Origin of the sequence: Pseudobutyrivibrio sp. 49, assembly GCF_900100545.1 — a bacterium.
GTDB lineage: Bacteria > Bacillota > Clostridia > Lachnospirales > Lachnospiraceae > Pseudobutyrivibrio.
The window spans coordinates 60,053-84,354 of the sequence record NZ_FNDP01000001.1 but is presented as its reverse complement, the minus strand read 5'-3'; the positions used below and the strand labels follow the sequence as shown (position 1 = coordinate 84,354).

General features: G+C 39.9%; 23 protein-coding genes. 1 reads left to right on the top strand and 22 read right to left on the bottom strand.

Features of this window, described 5'->3' with window-relative positions:
• Window positions 1-61: 61 nt before the first annotated feature.
• From gtfB to BLP54_RS00245, 16 genes are all read right to left on the bottom strand, one after another.
• Window positions 62-1,423, bottom strand: a complete 1,362-nt coding sequence (gene gtfB / locus BLP54_RS00320; RefSeq protein WP_090165642.1) for an accessory Sec system glycosylation chaperone GtfB — start codon at window positions 1,421-1,423, stop codon at window positions 62-64.
• Window positions 1,396-2,892: an accessory Sec system glycosyltransferase GtfA gene (gene gtfA, locus BLP54_RS00315; RefSeq protein ID WP_090165639.1), complete on the bottom strand. Its 1,497-nt coding sequence runs from the start codon at window positions 2,890-2,892 to the stop codon at window positions 1,396-1,398. The genes gtfB and gtfA overlap by 28 nt, the downstream gene beginning before the upstream one ends.
• Window positions 2,889-5,237 carry an accessory Sec system translocase SecA2 gene (gene secA2, locus BLP54_RS00310; RefSeq protein WP_090165637.1) on the bottom strand — a complete coding sequence of 783 codons (2,349 nt, stop codon included), beginning with the start codon at window positions 5,235-5,237 and terminating at the stop codon, window positions 2,889-2,891. Before secA2 ends, gtfA begins: the two co-directional genes overlap by 4 nt.
• Complete coding sequence (asp3, locus tag BLP54_RS00305; RefSeq protein WP_090165635.1) at window positions 5,237-5,680, bottom strand: accessory Sec system protein Asp3; 444 nt, start codon at window positions 5,678-5,680, stop codon at window positions 5,237-5,239. The genes secA2 and asp3 overlap by 1 nt, the downstream gene beginning before the upstream one ends.
• Before the next feature lie 3 nt (window positions 5,681-5,683).
• The gene (gene asp1 / locus BLP54_RS00300; protein ID WP_090165633.1) at window positions 5,684-7,309 is read right to left on the bottom strand and encodes an accessory Sec system protein Asp1; all 1,626 of its coding nucleotides are present in this window, start codon (window positions 7,307-7,309) and stop codon (window positions 5,684-5,686) included.
• A gap of 11 nt (window positions 7,310-7,320) precedes the next feature.
• A complete protein-coding gene (locus BLP54_RS00295; RefSeq protein WP_090165631.1) occupies window positions 7,321-8,526 on the bottom strand; it encodes a hypothetical protein in 1,206 nt (401 codons plus the stop codon).
• 24 nt (window positions 8,527-8,550) lie between these two features.
• Window positions 8,551-9,135, bottom strand: coding sequence for a manganese efflux pump (locus BLP54_RS00290; protein ID WP_090165629.1), 585 nt, complete (start codon window positions 9,133-9,135; stop codon window positions 8,551-8,553).
• A gap of 147 nt (window positions 9,136-9,282) precedes the next feature.
• The gene (locus BLP54_RS00285) at window positions 9,283-9,855 is read right to left on the bottom strand and encodes a TetR/AcrR family transcriptional regulator C-terminal domain-containing protein (RefSeq protein ID WP_090165627.1); all 573 of its coding nucleotides are present in this window, start codon (window positions 9,853-9,855) and stop codon (window positions 9,283-9,285) included.
• A 10-nt stretch (window positions 9,856-9,865) separates the two neighbouring features.
• Window positions 9,866-10,099, bottom strand: a complete 234-nt coding sequence (locus BLP54_RS00280) for a hypothetical protein (protein ID WP_090165625.1) — start codon at window positions 10,097-10,099, stop codon at window positions 9,866-9,868.
• Window positions 10,100-10,101: 2 nt separating this feature from the next.
• Entirely contained in the window at window positions 10,102-10,668 is a 567-nt protein-coding gene (locus BLP54_RS00275; RefSeq protein WP_090165623.1) for an HdeD family acid-resistance protein, read from the bottom strand.
• 66 nt (window positions 10,669-10,734) lie between these two features.
• A complete protein-coding gene (locus BLP54_RS00270; RefSeq protein WP_090165621.1) occupies window positions 10,735-11,622 on the bottom strand; it encodes a DegV family protein in 888 nt (295 codons plus the stop codon).
• A 57-nt stretch (window positions 11,623-11,679) separates the two neighbouring features.
• Window positions 11,680-12,174: a Gx transporter family protein gene (locus BLP54_RS00265; RefSeq protein WP_090166725.1), complete on the bottom strand. Its 495-nt coding sequence runs from the start codon at window positions 12,172-12,174 to the stop codon at window positions 11,680-11,682.
• 16 nt (window positions 12,175-12,190) lie between these two features.
• The gene (locus tag BLP54_RS00260) at window positions 12,191-12,568 is read right to left on the bottom strand and encodes a NusG domain II-containing protein (protein WP_090165619.1); all 378 of its coding nucleotides are present in this window, start codon (window positions 12,566-12,568) and stop codon (window positions 12,191-12,193) included.
• Between the two features lie 4 nt (window positions 12,569-12,572).
• Window positions 12,573-13,643, bottom strand: coding sequence for an FAD:protein FMN transferase (locus tag BLP54_RS00255; RefSeq protein ID WP_242870596.1), 1,071 nt, complete (start codon window positions 13,641-13,643; stop codon window positions 12,573-12,575).
• Window positions 13,644-13,654: 11 nt separating this feature from the next.
• Window positions 13,655-14,698, bottom strand: coding sequence for an FMN-binding protein (locus tag BLP54_RS00250; RefSeq protein ID WP_176754421.1), 1,044 nt, complete (start codon window positions 14,696-14,698; stop codon window positions 13,655-13,657).
• Between the two features lie 59 nt (window positions 14,699-14,757).
• The gene (locus tag BLP54_RS00245; protein ID WP_090165615.1) at window positions 14,758-15,909 is read right to left on the bottom strand and encodes a hypothetical protein; all 1,152 of its coding nucleotides are present in this window, start codon (window positions 15,907-15,909) and stop codon (window positions 14,758-14,760) included.
• Window positions 15,910-16,135: 226 nt separating this feature from the next.
• Here BLP54_RS00245 and BLP54_RS00240 point away from each other — a divergent pair, with 226 nt between their 5' ends.
• Window positions 16,136-17,911, top strand: a complete 1,776-nt coding sequence (locus tag BLP54_RS00240; protein WP_090165613.1) for a hypothetical protein — start codon at window positions 16,136-16,138, stop codon at window positions 17,909-17,911.
• 39 nt (window positions 17,912-17,950) lie between these two features.
• On the opposite strand, the gene BLP54_RS00235 is transcribed toward BLP54_RS00240, so the two are convergent.
• From BLP54_RS00235 to BLP54_RS00210, 6 genes are all read right to left on the bottom strand, one after another.
• Window positions 17,951-18,769: a nitroreductase family protein gene (locus BLP54_RS00235; RefSeq protein ID WP_090165611.1), complete on the bottom strand. Its 819-nt coding sequence runs from the start codon at window positions 18,767-18,769 to the stop codon at window positions 17,951-17,953.
• 2 nt (window positions 18,770-18,771) lie between these two features.
• Entirely contained in the window at window positions 18,772-19,161 is a 390-nt protein-coding gene (locus BLP54_RS00230; protein WP_090165607.1) for a flavodoxin domain-containing protein, read from the bottom strand.
• 177 nt (window positions 19,162-19,338) lie between these two features.
• A complete protein-coding gene (locus tag BLP54_RS00225) occupies window positions 19,339-20,859 on the bottom strand; it encodes an alpha-N-arabinofuranosidase (RefSeq protein ID WP_090165605.1) in 1,521 nt (506 codons plus the stop codon).
• Between the two features lie 49 nt (window positions 20,860-20,908).
• On the bottom strand, window positions 20,909-21,778 hold the full coding sequence (locus BLP54_RS00220; protein WP_242870595.1) for a carbohydrate ABC transporter permease: 870 nt from the start codon (window positions 21,776-21,778) through the stop codon (window positions 20,909-20,911).
• Between the two features lies 1 nt (window position 21,779).
• A complete protein-coding gene (locus tag BLP54_RS00215; protein WP_090166718.1) occupies window positions 21,780-22,676 on the bottom strand; it encodes a carbohydrate ABC transporter permease in 897 nt (298 codons plus the stop codon).
• A 96-nt stretch (window positions 22,677-22,772) separates the two neighbouring features.
• Window positions 22,773-24,203 (bottom strand): ABC transporter substrate-binding protein, encoded by a 1,431-nt coding sequence (locus BLP54_RS00210; RefSeq protein ID WP_090165602.1) that lies wholly within the window; start codon window positions 24,201-24,203, stop codon window positions 22,773-22,775.
• Window positions 24,204-24,302 lie beyond the last annotated feature (99 nt).

Sequence of the window (24,302 nt, the reverse complement as noted above, 5' to 3'; positions counted from 1 at the left end):
GAACATAAAAATACGGCCCTCATTTTTGTGCACTTTTACTCCACAAAATAGGCCGTATTCGTCAATGTTTACAAATATATATAAATTCTTTTGTGCTAGTTGTTGAACCCTCTAAATGCTGTGTTGCTATTGCCTCATCTAGCACCGTTTTGTCTTTTAGCAGATTATTCAATCTTTGAATTATTGCCGAATAATTTGTAGTATCAAATATGTTTTCATGGGCTGTATACGCACCATGTTGTGTGTCATTAAAGGAAAGTATCAGAAGATTATATACAAATGCCCTTCTGGTCGCCTCCACAATTTCTCCACCTTGATTAATATCTAAGTAAAAATCGCATTTATTAAACAATCTATCAAGGGTTACCGCCTTTATATTAGGGTACATGATAACATTGTCATATTTTTCGTGAGCCAAAAGCTTAGCTGACATTTCTGTTATTGCCGTCACATGAAATGTGACCTGCGGTAATCCTTCCACAAGCTCCTTCAGGTGTTCCACGTTTTCACTGTTGGTGCAAATAAGTGCCTCCGGCTTGCCCATGTTTTTCTTGTGGAAGGTGTAGATAAAGCCCATACGCTTCAGCATATCTACAGGTGCCCCAAGCTCCAGCAATTTGTTGTAAGCCTGCAGATTCTGAACAATTACTGACTCACATCCATTTGCCTTTCCATCGAAGATTACCTGCATGTTTCCTGGTATATCTTCTCTAGGAGGCTCCTGCCAGAAAAGCTTATCTCTCTTCTCTTCCTTCGGGCTCTTCAAAGTATTGGATACAAAGAATGGAACCGACAGAGAGTTAAAGTAAATCCTGCAATCCTCCCATCCCCTTAACTTCAGGAAGAAGCAGATAAAATCCGTTCTGTTTTTAAATATAAAAGTCTCTCCCCGATAGTTTAAAATAATGTCCGAGGTCACATAGTTTTCAACCAGAACCTCTCTGCCTTCTGTATCAAAATAGGTCTTATTAACCTTCTCGGAATTTTTATTAAAAACCGTTCTGGCATAAAGGGCACCGTATTTGTTGTAATGCTCCGTAAAGCGGACATTTCCCATTTCATCCAGATAATCTACCAGCCTCACAAAGCGTTTATGGCTTGGATGTGAAAAGAAAATTCTTCCACGCTCCCTGTCTTTATCATGGATACTTCCATTGGTATTGTTAGCGCTTATCTCCCAGTAATCAGGAACCTTTATCTGATTGAAATACAAAGGCTTTCCAGGACAGGTATCGCATTTACGATAATCACCTAAAAAATATTCAAAAACATTAGTCACGCCATCAGGAAGAAATCCATCATCGTTAATTACGATAGCTTTAACTGGAATCTCTGCATTGGAAAAAGAGTCAAAAAGATCCTGACTACCCCTGTTAAAGTAATCCATTAATAAAACTATTTCATCTCTACCAGCTTTTTCCATTTCAACTCCACCTCTTCAGTCAGATACTGCTTTGCCTTTTCGTAAGAATGGCTGCTAAAAGCCTGAATATCATCCTCATTACAGAGCTTTATAATCGCCTGAACCAGCTTCTCCTGCCGTCTTGCTCTTTCCATTCCAACAAGATAAGGCAGCTTATAGCCATTCAAACCATGGTCGATAAAATTCTGATTTCCATATCGCACATCAAAGCCAATTATTGGAAGTCCAGATCCTATCGCCTCCATAAGGGTCAAGCCAAAACCCTCGCTTGTGGACGCAGATAAATATCCCTCGTAGTTCTTATATACGTCCTTTAAATCCTGCTGTCCCATAAGCCGAATGTAATCCTGAGCTCCCAGCTTTTCAATCTGCTTCTTTAACTCCTCCTCTGAACCACCTTTGCCGTAGATATCAAGACTAATATCTGGCACACTTTTGCGAGCTTCCACAACTGCTGCAACAAGCCAGTCCACATGCTTTTCCGTAGCAAGTCTTGATGCAGTGATGAAACCGTGTTTACGCCTGTCACCTGTAGATTTTTTCAATTCATGAAGACTTCCAACAGGTATCGTATATACGTTAGGAGTAACCCCCATGTACTTTTCAAACTGCTCCATCAAAAGCTTTCGCTGATCCTCAGTGGCAGTAATATAAAAATCTACATGTTTGTTCATTGCGAAGGTGTACTCATAATAATTATTCCAGAGAATGTTATCCTCATCCGTGGCGCCCTCGCTAAAATGATCTGCATGAATAACAACACCTATTCGCGCCTCTCCAGAATTTTCAAGTATAGCCTGCGCCTGACCTGTGGCGCGGTCAATTATGATAATATCATCTTCAGTTGGATTGAGTTTTTCCGTCATGTAACCAATCAACTCTTCCTTAGAACAAATCAGCTTATCAGGAAATTTATACATAACAGAATCATCATCGATTGCCTCCTCATAAGCAACTGAACCGTCCCTGTTAAAAAATCTACGCTGATAAAGATGAGCCTTGCCATCAAGCGGAGCATAATATTCTGAGAAAACACGCTTCGACATAAAGTAATCTTTTCTAATCAGGCATCCTCCCGAAACCATCTCCACGCGATGGACTTTTTCCTCATTTTCATTCAGGAAATAAACCCTAAAGAAATTGTTACTTCCGCCAAAAATTATTCGTCCAATCTTCCCCTCTCTCTCGAAGGTGTGCTCCTCATCCCCTATGGACGCCTCCAAATCCTTTAGCTCATAAGTCACAGGCTCTGGAACAAAATCTGTAAAGAAGGTGTAGAGCCAAACAACTTCATCATCCTCGAAGCCAATGTTTCTTGTCATGTCGATGAGATTGTCCCTTGGAAACATATCTGTGAAAATAAATTTGGCAGGCTTATTTAGTTTTCTTAAAATTTTGGCTCTGTAGCTTTGGGCATATTCAACACCTGAGGATGCCCAGCCAATGCCGAGATTAAAATTATAGATCATGGCAAAATAATCCTTAATTTATTCTTCTTATCCATGCTGACTTCCGACAGCAGTACGTTGCGGATAATATTTCTCTTAATCCTGCTCTCCATCTTTCTGAAGGATTCGAGAGCCTCCCCCTGATACTCAAACATAAGATTTCTCTGGGCGGAGCTTCTTCCTGATACAGCACCCTGGAGCTGCTGTAGATAGTCAACCTGTTCAATCCATGCCTCATCTATGGCAGAAAGAGCCGATACTCTGATAAAATCGTTCATACCATTTTCTGAGCCGATTGCCTCCTTCTTTTCCTCAAGAGACCGCTCGACCCTGGCAAGAATATACGCTTTCACTCTGGCTCTATTTGAAAGATTAATAAGACTGCTCTCCTTCTCCATCCTGTAGGAAATATTATCAAGGAGATATCTGTTCAAGGTAGACACATCCAGCTTTTTATTCTCTCTCAAAAACTCATCAATGTTCTCTCCTGCTATGGACATAAGCTTTTCTTTCTCAACTGTGCCACCATCCAAAAGCATATCTCTGGTGTCGTACATAAGCTTTCTTTCCAGCTGAAGCACAACATCGTAATCCTTTGAATTCTTTCTGTTGGTGATGCCCATTTCCTCGTTGGTTCTCTGGGCGCCATTAACAATCTTTTTGATTCTCCTATCGCTTATACGTTTTGAACCATCAATATATTTTTTCAACTTCTCAGGGTCAGTACCCTTTTCCACAATATCATCCTCCAAGGATACAAGGAAGCGGCTATAACCAGGGTCGCCCTGTCGACCTGCTCTGCCTCTTGCCTGCCTTTCATCTCGGATATTAAGCATTCGACCAACACCAATAACCGCCAGTCCTCCAAGTTCCTTAACTCCTGGTCCCAGCTTAATATCAGTTCCGCGTCCAGCCATGGACGTAGCCACTGTCATAGCCCCCATCTGCCCTGCTTCCTTGATGATTTCTGCCTCCCAAAAGGCATTGTTGGCATTTAAAACCGAGTGAGCCAAACCTTCTTTTACAAGCAGATGTGAAATGATTTCCGTATCAGATATCATGGTTGTAACTATAAGAACAGGCTGACCTGTCTCATGCTTTTTAACAGCCAGTTTAATCGCTGCCTCAAACTGTTTTTCCGAATCGCTGAAAAACCAATCCGGACAATCCACACGCTGAATAGGATTATTGGTAGGAATAACCACAACCTTCTTCCCGTAAACATCGTAAAGCTCATCTCGGGCATCATAAATTGTTCCGCTCATGCCTGCCATCTTCGGGAACATGGAAAAGAAATTCTGATAGGTGATAGATGCCATGGAACGATTCTCCTGAGTAATCTCCACCTTTTCCTTGCACTCCAGCGCCTGATGCTGTCCGCCTCGAAGCTTAACGCCTTTAAGCATACGGCCTGAGCTGGCATCGATAAGTGCAACCTCGCCAGTCTCAGATATCATGTACTCTGTTCCCTTTTCGATAATCTTGTGAGCCCTTAAGGCAAGCACAAGATGTCGATATATTTCAAAATATTCTGGGCTAAAAATATTCTCTATCCCAAAATAGCTCTCCGCATATTCAAGCCCCTTCTCAGTAAACCAAACATTCTTCTCCTCCACCTCGTAATCAACATCCTCCTGAAGAGTCCTTACGAAGAAATCTGCCATATCATAAAGATTTGACTGGACACGAGGCGCACCTGAAATAACAAGAGGTGTACTTGCACTATCCAGCAACACCGAATCCGCCTCATCGATAATGATGTAATAAAAGTCTCTCATAAAGCGCTCATCAGCAGACTTTACAAGATTATTAATCAGATAATCAAAACCTAAAGCGGAATGAGTCGTATAAACGATATCGGAATTATAAATCTCCTTCTTTTCATCGTTTTCAAATTTATCGTCAGCATCTCGCTTTACACCTGCCGAAATGGTAAGTCCCATAAATTCATAAGCAGGTCCCATTTCCTCAGCATCACGAAGAGCTAGATACTCGTTATTAGTAACAAGAATTGCACCCTTTCCCGTAAGACCATTCAGGTACATGGGACATGTAGCAGTAAGGGTTTTTCCCTCGCCAGTATTCATCTCCGCAAGGTACCCTAGGTGCAAAGCAATTCCCGCAAGAATCTGAACATCAAAAGGAAACATGTGAAGCACACGCATATCCGCCTCACACATTGCAGCAAAAGCCTCTGGAAGCATTTTATCCAGACTCTCCCCCGCCTCGAAGCGCTGTCTAAATTCCACAGTCTTAGCCTTCAGCTCCTCATCACTAAGGGCTGCCATAGCTTCCTTGTAGCTTTTGACCTTCTTCAGCTCCTTATAAAGTTGCTTTACAATCCCCTTGGTCTTTTTAATCTTCATTACTTTTCGTTTTCTATCTCTTCAATGGTTACTGAATGATAAACAAACTCCGTCATACCAGCATTTATAAGCTGCATTCTGTAACTGTAGGTTTTTAGTGGACATGAGAACTCTGCCTCCTTACCACGTAAAGTAAAATCACCAGCCTCTCGCTCATATCTATCCAAAAACACAAGTCTGATAAGACATCCCTCATCGTTTGGTGTCTCCACATTTACCCTGATTCGATACCTGCTTTCTCCATCAATGATAGGCAGAGACGGTTCGATTCTCTGAGCCTGATAATTAGTAAGGGAGTACCACTGTTTTATCACTGTGCCCGGTGGCATAAGATTATTCCTAAATCTCACATTATTGCGGGCAAGATACTCAATCTCAGAGCCGTAGAGATAGGTGTCCGAACTATATTCATTCCAATAAATTGTCCAACTGGCTTTTTCCATAGGCTACTCTCTACCCTGCCCTTCCATATAGGCTCTAACATCCTTCCACTTTTCCAAAAGCTTCCTGGTGGTAAACTTTTGAGCTATCTCATAGGAATAAACCTTTGCCTGATTCCAATTTGCAAGAGACCCTAAGAAATAATCTAACGCCGCTGGAATCTGCTCAAAATCCTTTACCACAAAACCGTTATACATGTTCTGCATGTACTGAGTTTCTCTTCGGATAATCTGCGGGATGGCAGTACTAATACAGTTTATCTGCAAATACAAATCAGGATTGTGTCTCATATCAACCATTATTCGCTGTTCACGAATACACTTACTTACAGAAAGCTCATCCACGCACTGTTCCACGAAAAATCTAACCTGAACTTCCTCTTCTTCCTCATCCTCTAAATCAATATCATTCTCTGCAGTATCGTCTTCTATTTCATCAGCAATAACCATCCTCCGATCAAAGCCTGCCTGCTCCAAAATGTCTGCCACTTTATTCAAAAGGACCTCTGGCCAATTGTAGGTTGCATTTCTGGTAAAAAGATGAATCATGGCATTTTCATTTTGTGGCAAATATATAGCCAGCTGAAGCATAAGCGCCTTAAATCTGTCTTCTGGCAAATCATCCACAGGCACCAGTACCTTTTGAACCGTTAGCTCTCCACTGATACCAAAATCCATTCGAGAATCATAAGGTGAAATATCAATAAGATTCTCTATCTCCTCACCTAATTCTCGCACAAGATATCTACTGGTGGCCTCAGAATCCGTGATAATATATCCCGCTTTTTTCACCAGCTCTTTTGCCTCCGGATGTTCCTTGATACGATATCTATCTCCATAGAAGGACAGGATACATTTTTCTCGTCCTATCAATTCATTAATCACGAGAACATTTTGTTTGTGCATGGCAATGCAGAAAATATCGTCTGCATTTTTCATCAGTATGTGGGTATAGAAAACTTCCCTGATGACCTCGCCCATATTAGGATAGTTCAGAGAACTAAACTCCACCGTCTCCACCTCGTCTCCTTCAAAAACAAGGAAAGTGTTATTCTGGGGATTGATTTCCACGCGTCCGTCATCAGCGTACTCTCTAAGTTTGGCAACGCCAGTTTCGGTCAGATAGTCGGTGTACAGCAACTGACCTTCTGAATAGGCCTCCATGGCTGACACAAAGCCTCTGTCATCATAGATATTCCTTTTGCTTAAAAGTCCATCCTGATATAAAGCCACCTCGATTGGATTACCAGCTTCGCCGAATTCAATCTGAGCGTATTTTTTATTATGCAAATATGCCACCACCACAAATGGCGTATATACGAATTCGATTCCTTCAGGCCAGTTTAGATTGTGAAAAGAAAATACTACCGCCTTTTTCTTTGTAACCTCCTGAATGGCATCAAAACAAGACCAGTAAGAGGCATGTAAGACTCCCTGGCGATGAAGGAAATGTCTAAAGTTTGGAGTGTGGCTCAAAAGAAGAATTTTAAAATCATGCATGCCACTTCGGTGAAACATCTGCACCTGTTTTACAGTGTCATCAAACTCCGTGTGCATTCTTCTGGTGTGCCAGCTTTGCTCCAGCTCCTTCCACTTATTCTGTTGGTACCAAGCAGGAATAAAATAAAGCATGGGTCCCCCAATTAAATAAACGGCACATACGCATCATATTCTTTAACCGCCCTAAACTCCCTATACAAATTACAATTAATACTAGCCATTGCAATGAGTATGGATGGAAGGCTCATCACCGAAGCTGCAAGTTTCCCTTCCATGTGCATATAAAGTGGTAATGCAATAAACATACTCAAAAAAGTGGCAGAAAAAATTGCTATAACAAGCAATCTATTTCTGATATAAACCCTTGTTTTTCTTCCAGCCTTTAGGCCTGTAATACTGTCCCCCGCCTTCTGCAGGGACTCCGCCAAATTCTTCGGACTAATAAAAATAAACGAAAACACTATCGTAATTACGTAGAGAACAATGATATAAATTCCAATTCCCAAAGGATGATTTGTATCCATGTTATCATTTATCCACTGCAAATCCCTATTATCAGGAAAAATAGTGCCCAGTCCCGAAAAAACATATACCGGCAGCTGAAAAAATGCTGATGAAAACATAACTGGCATCATTCCGATAGGATTAAGCTTAATAGGAATATAATTCTTATCTGAGAAAATACTGTGAATTGATATCCTCTGCATTGGAATTCTGTACTCCGTATTTTCAAATATGATAGTGATTAGTAGCGCCACCACCGACAAAATTCCTATTGCTCTAAGCTCCTTAAATTCTACGCTTTTTACCGTATTAACCACGCTATCCAATATATTTACGTATATCAAAATAGTCTGGCCGCCTACGCCATATTTTCCATTTCTGGTAGCAAGCCATAAAATTACAAAGGCGCCTGTGACCATCTCAACTGACGAAATAACTTTTGCTATTATCAGCTGGACGCCGCCGTCATATATATAGATTGTAGATTGTGTTGTGAAATAAGCCTGAACAGAGGCCCAGATAACCATAAGAATAAGTGTGGCTCTTGTGATTTTCTTTGGTGATGTATGAGATTTGCTGTCTGCACTTTTAAACGCCACAATCATCTGTACAAACAGTGTAGAAAACATAAAAGGAGATATTCCAAGAGCAAGCAAGCTTGTCTTGTACCTATCTCCTCCAATAGTCTGCATTATTAAATCCGCACTTTTATCCCTAAACGCATCATAAGCTGCTAAATCCACACCATAAAGCGGCAGCTCCCTACCTACCAGATAAGCCGCCATAATAATAAACGTAAATATCAGCTTTTCTACTAATGTTTTAGGAAAATAATGTTTTTTCAAACTCCTGCCCCAATAAACGCCTTACTAGATAACCTCTACGATATCATGCAATAGCATTTCTAAGCTTACTCCCCACAGCAAAACTACTCCTATCACATAAGCGATAGTCTTGTTTTCAAAACCAAAATGAAGACCTATATAAAGTCCCATTATTACCATAAGTACTGAAATTACAAGAATAATGACAAACACATGCCATACTGTAATTCCAACAAAACCGCAAACGCAACCAGCAGCCGCTGTATAGAAGCTGGACACTACTATTATTCTGATGTAATCCCAAACTCTTAAAACGTCTCGGCGGCGTTCCTGTATGAACTCCTGCTTAATAGCCTTAACAATAAGCCTGATACCAAGTATAGCCAACACAATAACTGCAACTCCCTCACCGAAATGAACTGGATCTGCAATATAGCCCGACTCTGACAAACCCCAGCAAACAGCATATCCAGCAAAAAAGAACGCAAGCTCAACAGCTGCAACTACGCCACAGGCTATTGCCAAAGTTTTCTTTTTAATTTGTACCATCATGGAGCCTTGTATTTCCATGGTGGCAAACACATCTAAAAGCACGCCTACTATTATCAGTAAGTCTTCTAATAAACTCATAAAATTATTATACTCCAATCAACTAAAATACGAACAATATTCGCATATTTTACACATTTCCTTATACCTTATATTCAATCACTAATATAGGTTTGTGTACAAGATACAAAGCAATTATTTTGTAGTTTTCATCCTAAAACTAAAAAATTACTTTTTAAGACTGGAAACAATTTCTATGAATGGACTATGGAAAATCTTTACATAAACGTCTGTAAGCTCCTCCACAGGAACCTTCATTCCCTTATTAATCCACTGAATAGTAACCCAACTGATAGAGTGAGCCAAAAAGTCCGCTACAAGCTCCTCTTTTAGCCATGGGTAGTTTGCAACCTTTGCAAGACTTTCCAAATCAAGATATTTCTGAACTGCTCTTGCAACGCATCTATTGAAAATTTCGTTGAAAGAGTTCTGGCCTTCCAGCATAACTGCCCTTTTATAGAAGTCCTTTTCTTTTTCCATTGTAGTAAGAATAAAAGTGACCGCTTCCTTAAGCATTCCATTAGATAACAGAGGCTCCACAGGCGCAAAAAGCTCATTTACAGTAATCCACTCAAGCAACTCATACTTATCTTGAAAATGATTATAAAAGGTAGGACGAATAACGCCTGCCTTGTCTGTAATTTCTTTTATTGTAATCTTTTCTATTGGCTTAGTGGCAGCAAGCTCCTTTAAGCTCTCAGCAAGCACAATATCAATAGCATTTTGTGTTTGATTGTTCATTAATTGCTCCTTAAGAATCCTCGTATTCTACTGTTACATAGAATCCTTTTGGTGTCTCTTTTATGTCGATTACCCTACCTTCTTTAGCCTTAATACGCTCTAAGGTAGTGTAATTGCCTGACATGGCAAATGACCTTCCCAACACATAATAATATGAGTTGGAAAGGGCATATTCAGTAATTGGAAGCACCTCTCCCTCTTCAAGAAGGCCGGTTCGTTCCATTTTAAATTCCATTTGACCCATTTTTAAACATCTTCCTCACGTAAAACTTCAACATCAATAATCTTTTCAGCCTTGTTTACCTTGTGAACAGTGAAGACATCTGTAATGCCATCATAAATAAGCATGATACCAATTAATCTTGTAGCAATCGCAATAAATTTAAAAGCATCAGCTATGCACGCTACTCCCAGAAGAATAGTTACCGCTGCAATGATGAAGGTAAGCCATGGACGTGGCGCCTTTGTCTTGATTGCCTGGGCAGCAAGACCTAAATCCTGAAGTCCATGTACAACTAAAAGCACACCGATTGCAATTGGAATAATTGAAACGATAGAGCCTGGCGCAAGGAAAATCCAGATACCAATAACTGCCAACACTCCGCCTACAGCTATTCCCATGGCATTAAAGCCCTTATCAAATATCTGGCTGATAATAACAAAGATACCTGAAAGAATGACAATAGCGGCAATTACTCTGCTGATTGTAGTAAGACTCTCTGTTGGATAAATCAAGAGAAGTACACCTATTACAATGCTGATAATTCCTGAGATTGTGATGTTAAGACGTAAGCCTTTGATTTTTTCTTTCATTTTTCTCCCTCCAATATAATAAGTGCTGAGCTTATTATAATAAACTCAACACTTTAGTACTACTTATTAGTGTTCCTTTAATGAGCCCCAGAAGCCAATAGCTACTGTACCTGGGCCTGTGTGAGAACCGATAGTAGGTCCAATATCGAAAATACGAATCTTCTCTTTCATATGAGGGAAAGCAAACTCAAGCATATCTGCCATCTCTCTGGCATCATCATAGCAAACTGAATGTGTGATGAAAATATTCTCGCTGTATTTCTCACCATCATCGATTCTTGCCTTGATAGCCTCAAGAGCTGCTCTCTTAACCATCTTCTTTCCACGACACTTCTGACGTGGGCAAAGCTTTCCTTCATCATTGATATTCAACAATGGACAAATATTAAGTGCAGTTCCAAACCATCCTGAAACCTTAGAAACACGTCCACCTCTGATGAAGAATGTAAGATCTGTAGTAAAGAACCATGTATTCTGATTCTGGATATGACCATTTGCCCAGTTAACAAGTCTGTCGAAATCGTATCCCTCATCTCTTAAGGATGCAAGCTTATCCATCATAAGAGCATAGCCAGCTGATGCTGTGAGACTATCAAATACAACAATCTTTCTATCTGGGAACTCTTCCTGAAGCTCCTGAGCAGCGATACGAGCTGAATTGATAACACCTGAAATACCACCAGAGAGTGTAAGGTGAATAATATCCTTACCCTGCTCCAAAAATCCTCTAAAATATGCTGTAAACTCATCTGCATTAACCTGAGATGTGCGAGTCATTGCTCCGTCCATCATAGCCTGATAAAACTCAGTAGCAGACATAGACTTGAACAAATCATCTGTGTATGCTACATCATCCATATAATAATGGAAACAGATGTGTTCAATATTCTTTTCTTTTAAGTACTCCTCAGTAACGTCTACTGTAGAACAGCAGCTAATAATATAATCACTCATATTTATATCCTACTCTTATAAAAATCTTCTTAACCCGTTAGAGTATACTCCAAAAGCTTATGCAAATGCAACCTTTACGCGCCTACAAATCATCCCCGAAAGTATACCTATTACCACGCCAGATATGGTGCCTATTACAATCAAAAATGGCAGATAATAAATCAGCTGACTAGTCTCCAAAACAAATATGGCAACAATAATCTGTCCCACGTTATGGAACACTCCACCGATAACACTGACACCAGTAATAGAAAGCTTTTTTGTGCGCTTTGCAACATACATCATAACAAAAGACAAAACTGCTCCGGCCAGACTGTAAAGCATCATTGCAAAATTGCCAAAGGTAAGACCTACAAGAAGCACTCTTACAAGTGACAGCATAGCAGCATTCTTTCCTCCGATGGTATAAAGGGCTACAACAATAACTATGTTGGCAAGGCCCACCTTGGCTCCTGGAATGCCTATGTTTAAAGGTAAAAGCACCTCTACATAGCTAAGAACAAAAGCAAGGGCTATAAGTAGACCTAAATATGCGATTTTTCTTGTATTCATTTTCATAACAGCCCCCTTAATTTGCTATAGTATCCACATCACTTACTTCTCCACCAGTGATTTCCACAACCAGTTTATTTGGCAGACAAACTATAGTCTCATTGGTATAGTGAATCTTGTGATGTTTTACACAAATCTGATCTGGGCAGGATGCCTCTGATATTTCTGCGTTTCCATCGTATATACGAAGCACATTGTAGCTTCCATCTGGAAAATCAAAACGCTGCTCCATGTCCTGATTAAGAGGAAATCTCCCCATCTCCTGACCATCTACAGTAACGATTACCATAGCACTTTCGTCAGTATTATTCCTCTGCCATACTCTGGTAATCCCTAATATCGTAAATGCGATAATCAGCAGAGCACCTATTAATATCAAATCATTTTTTTTCATAATATTATCTCGTCTCGACAATCAATTTTGAATCAGCATATTCTGATGTAAGGGCAAAATCATCCGCTATTCCCTCAGTGATATGCACATCCCCATTTGACATAACAATGATCATTTCAAAATCATCACTGCTCTTCCAATACTCTACTGCCTCATCCAGCCCCTTAACAAAAAGAGCTGTCGACAAACCATCACATTTCAAACCATCCTTACCAACTATTGTAACACTTGCCAGCCCCTTATCAGCAGGCTTTCCTGTGGATGGATCCAAAATATGCCAATATATTTTTCCATCCTCTTCAAAGTAGCGTTCATATCCACCTGAAGTAACAATGGCCAAATCCTTCGCCTGAAGTACGCCAAGAATTCCTTCCTTACTATCCAAAAATGGACTTTTAATAGCAATCTTCCATGGTTCTCCAGTAAGTTTTCCACCGAGACACTGAACATTTCCACCAAGATTAATAAGCGCCGACTCTACACCATTTTCTTTAAAGAAATCGTGAAGCATCTGGCTGGTGTAGCCCTTTGTGATACTACCTAAATCTATCTGCATATCATCAGGCAAAACTATATCAATATAGTCATTTCCCATATCAGATATTTCTACTTTATTATAATCAACAGCCTCTAAAAGCTGATTTATTTCTTCATCCTCTGGAACTTTATATTCACCGGTTGTAAATCCCCACTCCTTTAATACAGGATAGATAGTTAAATCCAGGGCACCCTCTGTGGCGGCACAAATATCCATACCACCAATAAAAATCTTTGCCCCATCGCCAGTCAGTCTTCCAATTTTATTTCTATTAATACCACTAACTTCACTGTCTTTCTCTGTAACAGAAAGCTGCTTTTCCAAAGCCATAACCTTCTGCTGAGCCTCTGTCAAAAGCTCCTCGTCTCCAGTTATCTGAATATCCATAACTGTATCCATTGCAAAAAAAGTGGTTGAATTGGTATCTGTCAGCTTGTTTTCAACCTGCTTTTCAGACCCACAACCACATAAAAGCAGGGCGCAAAGTAAACCTGCGCCCATTTTCTTATAATTTATTTTAAAAGAATCACAATTCAAAAACATTATTCTCACTGACCAGCCTGCTCCAAAGCCTTATTAACCGCTGATAAAAAGCCCTCTGAAGAGTATGTGGCACCTGCAATAGTATCCACATCTGCACTCTGTGCCTGAAGCACTCGGTCAATCATCTCCTTGCCATCTTTTTCTACATCAAAGTATTCTGCATCATCACTAAACTTCGTAAAGACGATATCAGATATTTCTCCATCAACTATGGTAACTTCAACTGCTATTGTACCATTATTACCCATTCCTTCGCCAGTAAATGTGCCATCTTTAAGAGTATTTGTAGCGGGCAAATCTGCAGCCTGCTCAATCTTTTCAGTCTCAAGCTTTTCTTTTGGCTTTTTCACGTTTGCATTAATAACAGCAACAGTTGTAGTTGCGACAAGGAGCGCAAGGCTAACCAAAACCAACTGTCTCCTTGGAAGCTTTTCTGCAGTGGCATCAGTTGCTTTTGCCACTCTGCAAACAAGATAACTAAGATAGATAAATACATAAACAAATACCGTAATGTCATATCCCTTAGCGCCTTTAAGTGCAGGTGGAACCATAAGCATCATTACATGGACAAATAAAAGTGCATAGAAAACGTATGCCGTTCTCTGCAACTTCTTCCATGTGACAGCCTTCATCTTTCTTCTGACTGATACGAATGAGGTGATAAAAAGTGGAAGCATTATTAAAGTCATTATTGTAGAAAGAACGATAAAAATAATCAGGCTAGTGCTTAATTCCGAAAAACCATTCATAGCCTTTTTGTAATATGACAATCCATATGCAATGCTGTGTCCCAATCCATTAATTGATGCAATGATTGAAAGTGGGCCTCGCAGTGGAATAAAGGTCTTTGCTCCAAGGCTTCTGTTTGGAAATGCGCCGGCATACATCACTATTACAAAAAGCGCTCCTGTCAGCCCTCCCCCAGCAACTATCGGAATAAACCACTTAGTTATCACTGCAGGCATGGCCATATCTGACCATGCTGCAACGATAGATAGAAAGGAAATTGCGACTGTTCCTATATAAAAAGGAACGGGATTCTTTTTCAAGCTATCACCACATACAAGTGAAAATATTAGTGCTATGCACAAAGAGATAAGAAATACCATTACTCAGTTACCACTGCTATATTTGCGTAGTTATCACTTGAAATAACGATTGTATAGCTTCCCTCTCCAGCAGCCTTTGCCTCCTTAAGAGCAGCTGAATCCATCTGAACTGAATCAGCTACTGCAGCAGAACATACTTCAGTTCTGATAGCCTCTCTGCCTTCACCTACTACATAAGTAGCTGTTACTGTAGGATTCTCAAGATCAGCAGGAACATCTGACAATGTGATTGTCTCTGCCTTCTCATCAACTACAGCTGTTGCCTTTGCATCCTTATATACAGGCTTTACATATACTCCATCAAGCTCATATACATAAGCATCATTCTGATTGATGAAGGTAACCTTTGTTACTGTCTCCTTCTCAAGCTTGCTAAGCTCATCAAGGTTATCAAAAGTCATTCTCTGATTGTGTGTGTTGTCAGATGCCACATTGAAAGAAATCTCATATGGCTGAACCCAAACGCTCTGAAGATACTCCATACCCACCTTAAGACCAGACTCTGTCTCAAGGATGATACCCTGAATATTTCCATCAATCTTAAAGTCTCCATCCTCTCTTGTATTCTTAATATAAGAAGTAGATGTCTCTAAAATATCAATCTCATAATCGCCCCAAACTGTTCCTGTAAGAAGCTGTGCATCTGCATCTGTTACTGTGTCAGCTACAGCAAAATTTGTCTCAGAATATTTAGCCTTGCCATCTTCTACTGTAACAACCTTATACTGCTCTGGCTCTACATCAGCCTCTACAAAGCTGTCATTTATAGCCTTATAAGCATCCACCTGATCTGCAGGAACTGCCACATTTACATTCTTAACACCTGTGATGTGGTATCCATCTGCATTAGTTGTCTCATCTACAAAATCTGTAACCATATTTGGGAAAATCTCTGACTTCCCAGTTGTTGCAGATGCTACTGCATCATAAGAATCTACACTTGAAACATCCCCTGAATAAAACTCAGCATATGAAAGTGTTGCTGTACCAAATACATACGCTGTGTCAGGATCAAGAAGTCCATTCATCTGAACTGTCTCTTCCTCAGCTACCTCCACACTTTCTGTATCAACAGATGCTTCCTTTGCGCCGCAACCGATAAGTCCTAATGCCATCACAGACATAAGGGATAAATACATTTTCTTTTTCATAAAAATATTCCTCCTAATTATATTTAGCTATATATAACCTCTGTTAGCCATTACTAACCTTTAGGATATTAACAAATCATAATTTCCGAGTCAATACGTATTAACGATAATTTTTTCCAAATAATAGTGTAAATAACAGTTGTTAGATTATTCTAACTTGTGTTATATTTGACTACGGTAGGGTTAGTGAATACTAACGGACAAAATATAATTTAGGAGGATTAATATGAAAAGAAAAGTTTTAGCCCAGTTCCTTGCATTTGGACTTGCGCTGACATCACTTCCAGTTTCAGTATCTGCTGCTGAAATTACTGAGGATGTTGTTGTGGAGGCAGAAGCTGCTGTTGCTGAGGAGGATGCTCAGGATGTTGAAGAACTTGAGCAAGAAGAAGCAACTGCTGAAGCAGATGAAGATGTAGATGTTGATGATGTTGTTGATGATGCATCTGAAGACCTTCAGGAGGTTACAGCATCTAAAATTACAATCAATGATGAGACCTACTATTTCTTAGCCAACAGCGACGATCTCACATCAGATTCAGTAATTGTTTTAGAGAACACAGATGAGGAAAAGAATCAGACTGAATTCTCTTCTTTCACAGAAATTGACGACACTGATGTTTATTTTTACACCACAGCAGATCTTTCTGGAAAGCTTTACGGAACTTACGAAGCTTCATATACTGACCTTTATCGTGGACAGACATCTGCACCTGAATATGATGCTGTATCATCTGCTACAAAGGGCAAGAGTAACCTATTTACAAGCACAAATGTTTCAGAAGTTACTGACGATGGCTACCAGATTTACGGACTTAAAAATGCAAACGTTGCTGTTTCAAAGGAAGACTATGTAAAAGCTTCTATTCTTGATTCAGCTAACAAGCTTGATAATAATTCTTATGCAAATCTTTTAAAGATTACATTAAATGAAAATAACGATATTCCATCATATTATCTTCCTTATGATGGAAGTGAATTCAAAAATGCGGTAATTAGAAAGAGCATTTCAGTCAATGATGCTGAAGGTGAGTTAAGGTATTACACAAGATATGGCACATACCAGCTTGAGGTTTTAGAGCCTTCTACAAGCTATCTTAGAAGAACAAGAGACAATGATATTTATGCTATTAACAACTCTGTTCACGGTGCAATCCTTCGCGGTACTGATGCAAATGGAAATCCTATTTCTATGGGCGTAAGACATCTTAAGGAGTTATGGGTTTCTACATATGAAATCGCATTCTCGCCTGATACCAACTCAGCGGTTTCTTTTGAAGGTGGATACATAACTTCAGTAGATTACCTTACAGCTTCTGATGTTTACAGCTTTAAGTTTGAAACTCCAGTCAAGGTAAAAGCAACATATGACAGTTCTACTCTTAGCACATTCTTTAATGAGAATAATAACAAAGAGCTTATTATTTCAGGTATCGACACAGTGCTTCAGAATACTACCCTTTCTCTTTCATACAGAGAAGGCCGTCAGTCGGTAACCGTTGTTGACAAGGCTCCTGTAACAGTAGAAAACGGCGTCATTAAATACACTGTTGAAGATGAACTCATTCCTGAAAAATCTTACACAGTTACTCTCGTAAATGATGAGTATGCAGATATCACATCAACTGTTACTCCTGAAACTCTAGGCACCGATCCAAGTGCCCCAGCAGAACCAGATGAGCCAACTGAGCCAGAAGAGCCAGACTCTCCTGATGAGCCAGACACTCCTGATGAGCCAGTTATTGATAATCCTGATGCTCCAGATGAGCCAGCTATCGATACACCAACAGAACCAGCAAAGCCTTCTACAGATAATCTCACAGACGAGCAAAAAGAATGCGTAAAGTGCATCGACAAGAAGATCAAAGAGATTGTAGATTGTGTAGTTGTTCCTATCGTGAAGAAGTGCTGCCCACAGCTTCAGGATGTTATTCCAGTAATAACTCAGCACTTACAGATGATTCAGACAAAGATTTTCAATTTCTTCTTTGGAAGATGGTAGTAAAAATGGCGACAGAGCATTTTGCTCTGCCGCCATTTTTTATTTACATCTGTATGATGCAATATATTCAACATCTTTAGGAAGATTGATTTTTGGATCTTCTACTACTAATTCAAGAGCTCTTCCCTCTGATTTCATCTGACTTTCAAAATGGAATAACGCAATTCCAAGATCAATCTTCTGTAAATCATAGGTACCGTTGTCATATCCTCTGTCATGCTTTTCGTAGAAATGAGCCATATTATCGGAAATAACTACTCTCCATGGCTGCTTATTTACAGCAGATGGTGCGACCCTTACTGCCTCAAGTGCCTTTCTTAAATCAAGTCCATCCGCCTTCTGCTCTGATAATGGATTGTCAAAACTATCAAGATAGAATAACTCTTCAAAATCTAATCTTTTATCTGCTTTAACTCCCTTTCTCATAAGGCCTTCTTTAAGAGACATGCTCTTTGCAATTCCACCTATAGGGCTCATGCAAGGCATAACCTCTTTGTCACTCAAATCAGAGGCCTTTTCGAATTTTTCTCTTGGAAGTGTTCCACCAATCCAAACAGTGCCAAGCCCCATCTCATGAGCCTTCATAAGAAGTGCCTCAAATGAATAGCCATAAGCTTCCTCTGCATGTGTGCCTGGTTCCATAAGAGCTGCTATATAAAGCTTTTCTCCTGTTAAAACAGGGCTTGATAATTTATTAGCCTCACCGTCCAAAAATTCAAAACGAATATTAATGCCGTAAGGATTCTCAATGCCTTCGGCAAATGACTTTAATTCTGCTACAATTTTTTCATCTACATTATTACCATCAAAAGTTCTTACACTTCTTCTAGTCTTGGCAAGTTCAAGAAATTCTGCCATTTTTAATACCTCTTTCCAAATTCTTCTGCTGCCTTGAGTTCATTTACTCCAGGCATATTTTTAGCGTAACATGTCTCCTCTTCTACCTCGATTCCTCTTCCCTTTAATTCTGACTTAAGTAAATCAAGAGCGTGCTTTGAAAGCCAGGATGTAGAAAATACAGCTGCTTTCTTTACCTTACTGGAATCTAATGTGCCGATATAAGCCTTGAGCTTTTTGTCAATTCCATAGGCATAAAGTCCACCACCGATAAACAATGTATCTACTGGCTCTTTAATCTCTGCACCTACTTCATCAACAGATACTGCTGTACAGCTTGCACCATTTGCAATAGCTGCAGCCAACGCCTTAGTGTTACCACTTCTTGAATAATATCTAACTGCCTTACCCATCTTGACCTCCTTATATGAAAATATATATCACTAAATTAACTAATGCCATTATATCGATTGTGTACAATTAAATCAAGTGTTACTTTACATTTCAAATATAAATTATTATTCGTTTAAATAACACAATAGAGACAGCCCCAAAGGACTGTCTCCTATAGAATAAAAATGAAAAGTTAGTTATTTCTTGATTCTGATGCTAACAACTGAGCAAGCTGGAAGCTTGACTGTGATTCCATGAGGAGTTCTGCTGTAATCCTTGAACTCTTCTTCCTTAACAACCTCAGGATTCTCGAATGTGTTGTGAGCATTCATCTTTCCAGATACGAAAACTGCCTCACATACATTGTAAGAATTTCCATCCTTTGTAAGCTGAATCTCCACATCCTCTGCTGACTCAAGAGAATTGTTTGTAAGAGTAATTGTGATTACTCCATTTTCATCCTCTGATACTGATTCAAATACCTTTGGAAGCTCGTTCTTATCAGAACCAACTGTTCCATTTCCGATAAGGCTTGAATCAAGAAGAGTAGCTCCCTGGTGATGACGATACATTTTGAAGACGTAATATGTAGGGGTTTTAATCATCTTTTCGCCATCAGTAAGCATTACAGACTGAAGTACGTTAATCATCTGTGCGATACATGCAAGCTTAACTCTGTCTGAATGCTTGTTGAAGATGTTAAGATTCATACCAGCTACAAGTGCATCACGCATTGTGTTCTGCTGATATAAGAAACCTGGATTTGTACCTGGCTCAACATCTGTCCAGATACCCCACTCATCAATCATCATGCCAATCTTCTTATCAGGGTCGTACTGATCCATGATTGCACCATGCTTATTGATAAGCTCTTCCATAAAGTAAGATCTCTTAAGAGTCTGGTAGAATACCTCCTCTGTGAAATCTGTTGCACTTCCCTTGAAGTTCCAGTCATCCTCTGTCTCTGGGAGGGTATAATAGTGAAGAGAAAGACCGTCCATGAATCCATGGAAGTGCTCTGGTGTATGGTCGAAGCAGGTAGCAAGAACCTCCTTTGTCCAGTGATAATCATCTACATTGGCACCGCAGCAAATCTTTGAGATTGGCTGGTTGCCATTGTAATTTCTAACATATGTCTGATAACGTCTGTATTCATCAGCATAAAACTGTGGGCGCATATTTCCGCCGCATCCCCAGTTCTCGTTACCAACGCCAAGGTAATCAACTACCCATGGCTCTTCATGACCATTTTCCTTACGAAGATCTGCCATTGGAGATACTCCGTTAAATGTCATATACTCAACCCACTCACTCATCTCACGAACTGTGCCTGAACCAACATTCGCATTTACGTATGTCTTACATCCAAGCTGACGACAAAGCTCGAAGAACTCGTGTGTACCGAAGCTGTTATCTTCTACTACACCACCCCAGTGAGTGTTAATCATCTTCTTACGCTTTTCCTTTGGACCAATACCATCCATCCAGTGATACTCATCTGCGAAGCATCCACCTGGCCAACGAAGTACAGGCACCTTCATTTCCTTAAGAGCCTCTACAACATCCTTACGCATTCCGTTTACGTTTGGGATGTCGCTGTTCTCTCCTACATAAAGTCCTTCGTAGATACATCTTCCAAGATGCTCTGAGAAATGACCGTAGATTTCTGGAGCGATTGTGCTTTTCTTATTTTCGTTATTGATTACTAATTTTGCCATTACATTCTTCTCCTTCAATTAGGGTTAATAAACAATCGGAGATTGTTTATTAACCTTTTACCGCACCGGCAGTCATTCCGTCAATAATGTATCTGTTAAAGATTAAGAAAATTACCAAAATAGGTAAAATTCCGAACATCGAACCGGCAATAAGAACATCATAGTTATTTCCGTATGGTGTAAGAAGTGTGTTCAGTCCAATTGGAAGTGTAAACTTCTCTGCGCCTTTAAGTACAAGCAGTGGCCAAAGGATGGCATTCCAGCTGCCCATTGCACATAAAATACCCATGGATGCAAAAGCTGGTTTGGCAAGTGGAAGGATTATTCTTACCGAAATGCCATATTCACTGCAGCCATCAATGCGCGCTGCATCCAATAAATCCTTTGGCAAACCCGACAGGTACTGCTTGAAGAAGAAAATTGTTGAAGCGCTGCACACGCCTATTATGATTACACCTGTGTAGGTGTCAATCAACTTGAGTGCAATTACTTCCTTATACAGTGGAAGCATAAGGATTTCAAAAGGTACCATCATTGTTGCAAGTACGATTGTAAAAAGTAAATTCTTAAATCTGAAATCGTACATTGTAAGACCGTAAGCAACAAAGTAGCAAATAATCAATGTGAGAGCCACTGATACGATTGTGATAATAAGTGAATTCTTATACCACATAAAGTACTTCTGGCTGTCTGCATTTCCACTAAAAAGATATGTGTAGTTATTCAGATTCATTGTAGAGATATCTAAATCAATAGAAAGACCTCTACGGATAAGCTGTGTTCCTGGTCTGAATGATGCTAACAATCCTGCAAATACCGGAAATACGATAATCAAACTTAGAATCAGGAAAAAGCCTGTTCCTAGAATTGTTCCTATTCTTCTTTGAGGAGTGGCTGCCATAGTTTTCTGCTTTGCCATATTATTTCTCCTCCTTCTTAAATGTTCCATTTAAAATTAACTGTGCGAAATTGATGATAAGTGCTACTACAAGAAGTACTACACCAACTGCGCAGGCATAACCCATATCATTCTTCTCAATACCACGCTTGTATAAGTATCCAACAATTGTAAGACCGATATTGTTTGGAGATGAATTTCCTGCCCATAACATGTATGACTCAAGGAACATTGCAAGTCCTGCATATACGGATATCGTAAGTACGTATACTGTTGTTGGCTTAAGAAGTGGCAGTGTTACAAATCTGAATTTCTGCCAGCCTGTAGCGCCATCAATATCTGCCGCCTCATAAAGAGATGTATCAATTGATTTAAGTCCTGAGAGGAAGTAAAGCATATTTACTCCTGTCCATCTCCAACATGCTACTATCAGGAGGGCAAGCATTCCTGACCAACCCATCTTTAACCATTTATATGTTCCAAGTCCCAAGGCTGCAGAAACCATATTCATCTGACCTGTTGTGTACTCTGTAAACATCAGACGGAATAAAGTACCTGAAATAACAACCGATGTAAGAGCTGGCATATAAAGAACGGCTTTCCATACACCCTTTGCCTTAACAAGATTGCTATCCATGAGAACAGCAAAAAGCATTGGAAATGGTATAAGAAGTACCAAGGTAAAGAACATGTATTTAACACTGTTAAAAACAGCAATATGGAATACATTATCCTTTAATAATTTTGCATAATTGGCAAACCCAATCCACTCTGATTTAATGGCTCCAATATCCTGGAAACTCATCGTAAATGCGGTAATGAGTGGGTATACCCAAAAAAGGAAAAAGCTAATCACAAAAGGAATTACAAAAACATATGGTGCAACCTTCTGTGAATAGAAAAATTTTCTAAAATTCATAACTGACCTTTCTCCACTGGTCTTTTTAAAAGAGGATGCCTGCCCCTTGGCAGGCATCCTTGTTGCATTTATATCCATATAAATCTTCCCTTTTGATTATTGCTCCATGTCAACTGCATCCTGTGCTTCTTTGAGAGCATCCTCTACAGAGTAGTCTGGATCCTCAAGAACCTGATTAAGTGTTGTTGTGCAGAAGTACTCATTGATTGTTGGGCTGATAGAAACAACAGAAATCTTTCCGATGTTCTCCATTCCAATATCGCTTAATACATCATATGGGTAGTTGATAAAGAACTGGTTGTACTGGTTGTTGTCATCATGTGCGAATGCATCATCACTCCATAAAGCTGAATTACATACATCAAATCCAAGTGTATCCCAAATGTGCTGCTCGCCTTCTTCAGACATCTTTGCCCAGCAAGTAAACTCAGCTGCAAGATCCTTATTTTCAGACTGCTGTGTTACTACTGTACCTGTACCACCGATACCTACAGAGCACTTCTGTCCAGCCTTGAATACAGGACACTTAGCAATGTACCAGTTGCCCTTCTCATCAGGCATATAGTTTGTGAAACGTGACATGTACCACATTGCCTTAGGGAATGAAACGATGTTGTGATCCATAATATTCTGGAAACCAGCCTCAAGGTCAACGTGTCCATCAGGAGAAACCTCTGCAAGACCACTCTTTAACCATCCCTGCTGCATCTCAAGCATTGTCTTTACTGAATCAATATTTACGTTTGCTGGATTATCAAATCCACCTGTCCAGTCATCTCCGTTTTCAGCCATTGCAATCCAGAGCCAATCAACACCGCCTGTATCAACTGATGTCCAATACTTACCCTCTTCATTTACTGTACCAAGATACTCTTCACCAAGCTTTGCGTAATCATCCCAGGTCTTTACTGCATCAATCTTTGCAATAACTTCGTCCTGGCTAATTCCCATTGCCTCTGACATAGCAGCTACGTTGTAGTACATTACTGTTGCACCTACGTGATAAGGAGCACCATAGTAATTTCCATCCTCGCCCTGGTATGTCTCCATACGAGATGTAACCATTGTATCAAGATAATCCTTTGCGTAGTCATTAAGTGGAACTAACCACTGATCAAGACCTTCAACTACGTTAGGGAACTGACCTACTTCTACGTCACAGATGTCTGGAGCACCTGTTCCAGCTTCAAGAGCTGTAAGAAGCTTTGTGTGCATATCGCCATATGGATATGTTGTACATGTAATTTCGATTGTCTCATCTGGATGCTGTTTGTTCCACTCTTCAGCCATAACACCGTAATGCTGTCCGTGAAGCTCAACGAATGTCCACATCTCAAGATGAGTACCATTAGGATCTCCAAATGTGTTTGTTACTACCTCAGCTTCTGCTGATTCTTCTGCAGTCTCCTCTGTTGCTTCTGCAGCGTCTGGATCAACTCCTCCTTCTGAAGCTGCTCCCCCACAACCAACAAGCATGCTAGCTGCCATTGATGTGCAAAGTAATGCACTAATCAATTTCTTCTTCATTCTTCTCCTCCTTGTAAAAAAAGAAATGTTTTGCGTTTGGTTTTGCAGTTTATTACTTCAATAGGCTGAGGCTTGTTAGCCACATGAATTGGAAACTGC

Bases quoted from the DNA above. Each gene is read 5' to 3' on its own strand.
- BLP54_RS00265 (WP_090166725.1), bottom strand. From the start codon at position 12,174: ATGAATACAAGAAAAATCGCATATTTAGGTCTACTTATAGCCCTTGCT.
- BLP54_RS00290 (WP_090165629.1), bottom strand. From the start codon at position 9,135: ATGAGTTTATTAGAAGACTTACTGATAATAGTAGGCGTGCTTTTAGAT.
- BLP54_RS00280 (WP_090165625.1), bottom strand. From the start codon at position 10,099: ATGGGTCAAATGGAATTTAAAATGGAACGAACCGGCCTTCTTGAAGAG.
- BLP54_RS00285 (WP_090165627.1), bottom strand. From the start codon at position 9,855: ATGAACAATCAAACACAAAATGCTATTGATATTGTGCTTGCTGAGAGC.
- BLP54_RS00215 (WP_090166718.1), bottom strand. From the start codon at position 22,676: ATGAATTTTAGAAAATTTTTCTATTCACAGAAGGTTGCACCATATGTT.
- asp3 (WP_090165635.1), bottom strand. From the start codon at position 5,680: ATGGAAAAAGCCAGTTGGACAATTTATTGGAATGAATATAGTTCGGAC.
- secA2 (WP_090165637.1), bottom strand. From the start codon at position 5,237: ATGAAGATTAAAAAGACCAAGGGGATTGTAAAGCAACTTTATAAGGAG.
- BLP54_RS00230 (WP_090165607.1), bottom strand. From the start codon at position 19,161: ATGGGTAAGGCAGTTAGATATTATTCAAGAAGTGGTAACACTAAGGCG.
- BLP54_RS00240 (WP_090165613.1), top strand. From the start codon at position 16,136: ATGAAAAGAAAAGTTTTAGCCCAGTTCCTTGCATTTGGACTTGCGCTG.
- BLP54_RS00270 (WP_090165621.1), bottom strand. From the start codon at position 11,622: ATGAGTGATTATATTATTAGCTGCTGTTCTACAGTAGACGTTACTGAG.
- gtfB (WP_090165642.1), bottom strand. From the start codon at position 1,423: ATGGAAAAAGCTGGTAGAGATGAAATAGTTTTATTAATGGATTACTTT.
- BLP54_RS00245 (WP_090165615.1), bottom strand. From the start codon at position 15,909: ATGAAAAAGAAAATGTATTTATCCCTTATGTCTGTGATGGCATTAGGA.
- BLP54_RS00235 (WP_090165611.1), bottom strand. From the start codon at position 18,769: ATGGCAGAATTTCTTGAACTTGCCAAGACTAGAAGAAGTGTAAGAACT.
- gtfA (WP_090165639.1), bottom strand. From the start codon at position 2,892: ATGATCTATAATTTTAATCTCGGCATTGGCTGGGCATCCTCAGGTGTT.
- asp1 (WP_090165633.1), bottom strand. From the start codon at position 7,309: ATGCTTTATTTTATTCCTGCTTGGTACCAACAGAATAAGTGGAAGGAG.
- BLP54_RS00260 (WP_090165619.1), bottom strand. From the start codon at position 12,568: ATGAAAAAAAATGATTTGATATTAATAGGTGCTCTGCTGATTATCGCA.
- BLP54_RS00275 (WP_090165623.1), bottom strand. From the start codon at position 10,668: ATGAAAGAAAAAATCAAAGGCTTACGTCTTAACATCACAATCTCAGGA.
- BLP54_RS00210 (WP_090165602.1), bottom strand. From the start codon at position 24,203: ATGAAGAAGAAATTGATTAGTGCATTACTTTGCACATCAATGGCAGCT.
- BLP54_RS00220 (WP_242870595.1), bottom strand. From the start codon at position 21,778: ATGGCAAAGCAGAAAACTATGGCAGCCACTCCTCAAAGAAGAATAGGA.
- BLP54_RS00225 (WP_090165605.1), bottom strand. From the start codon at position 20,859: ATGGCAAAATTAGTAATCAATAACGAAAATAAGAAAAGCACAATCGCT.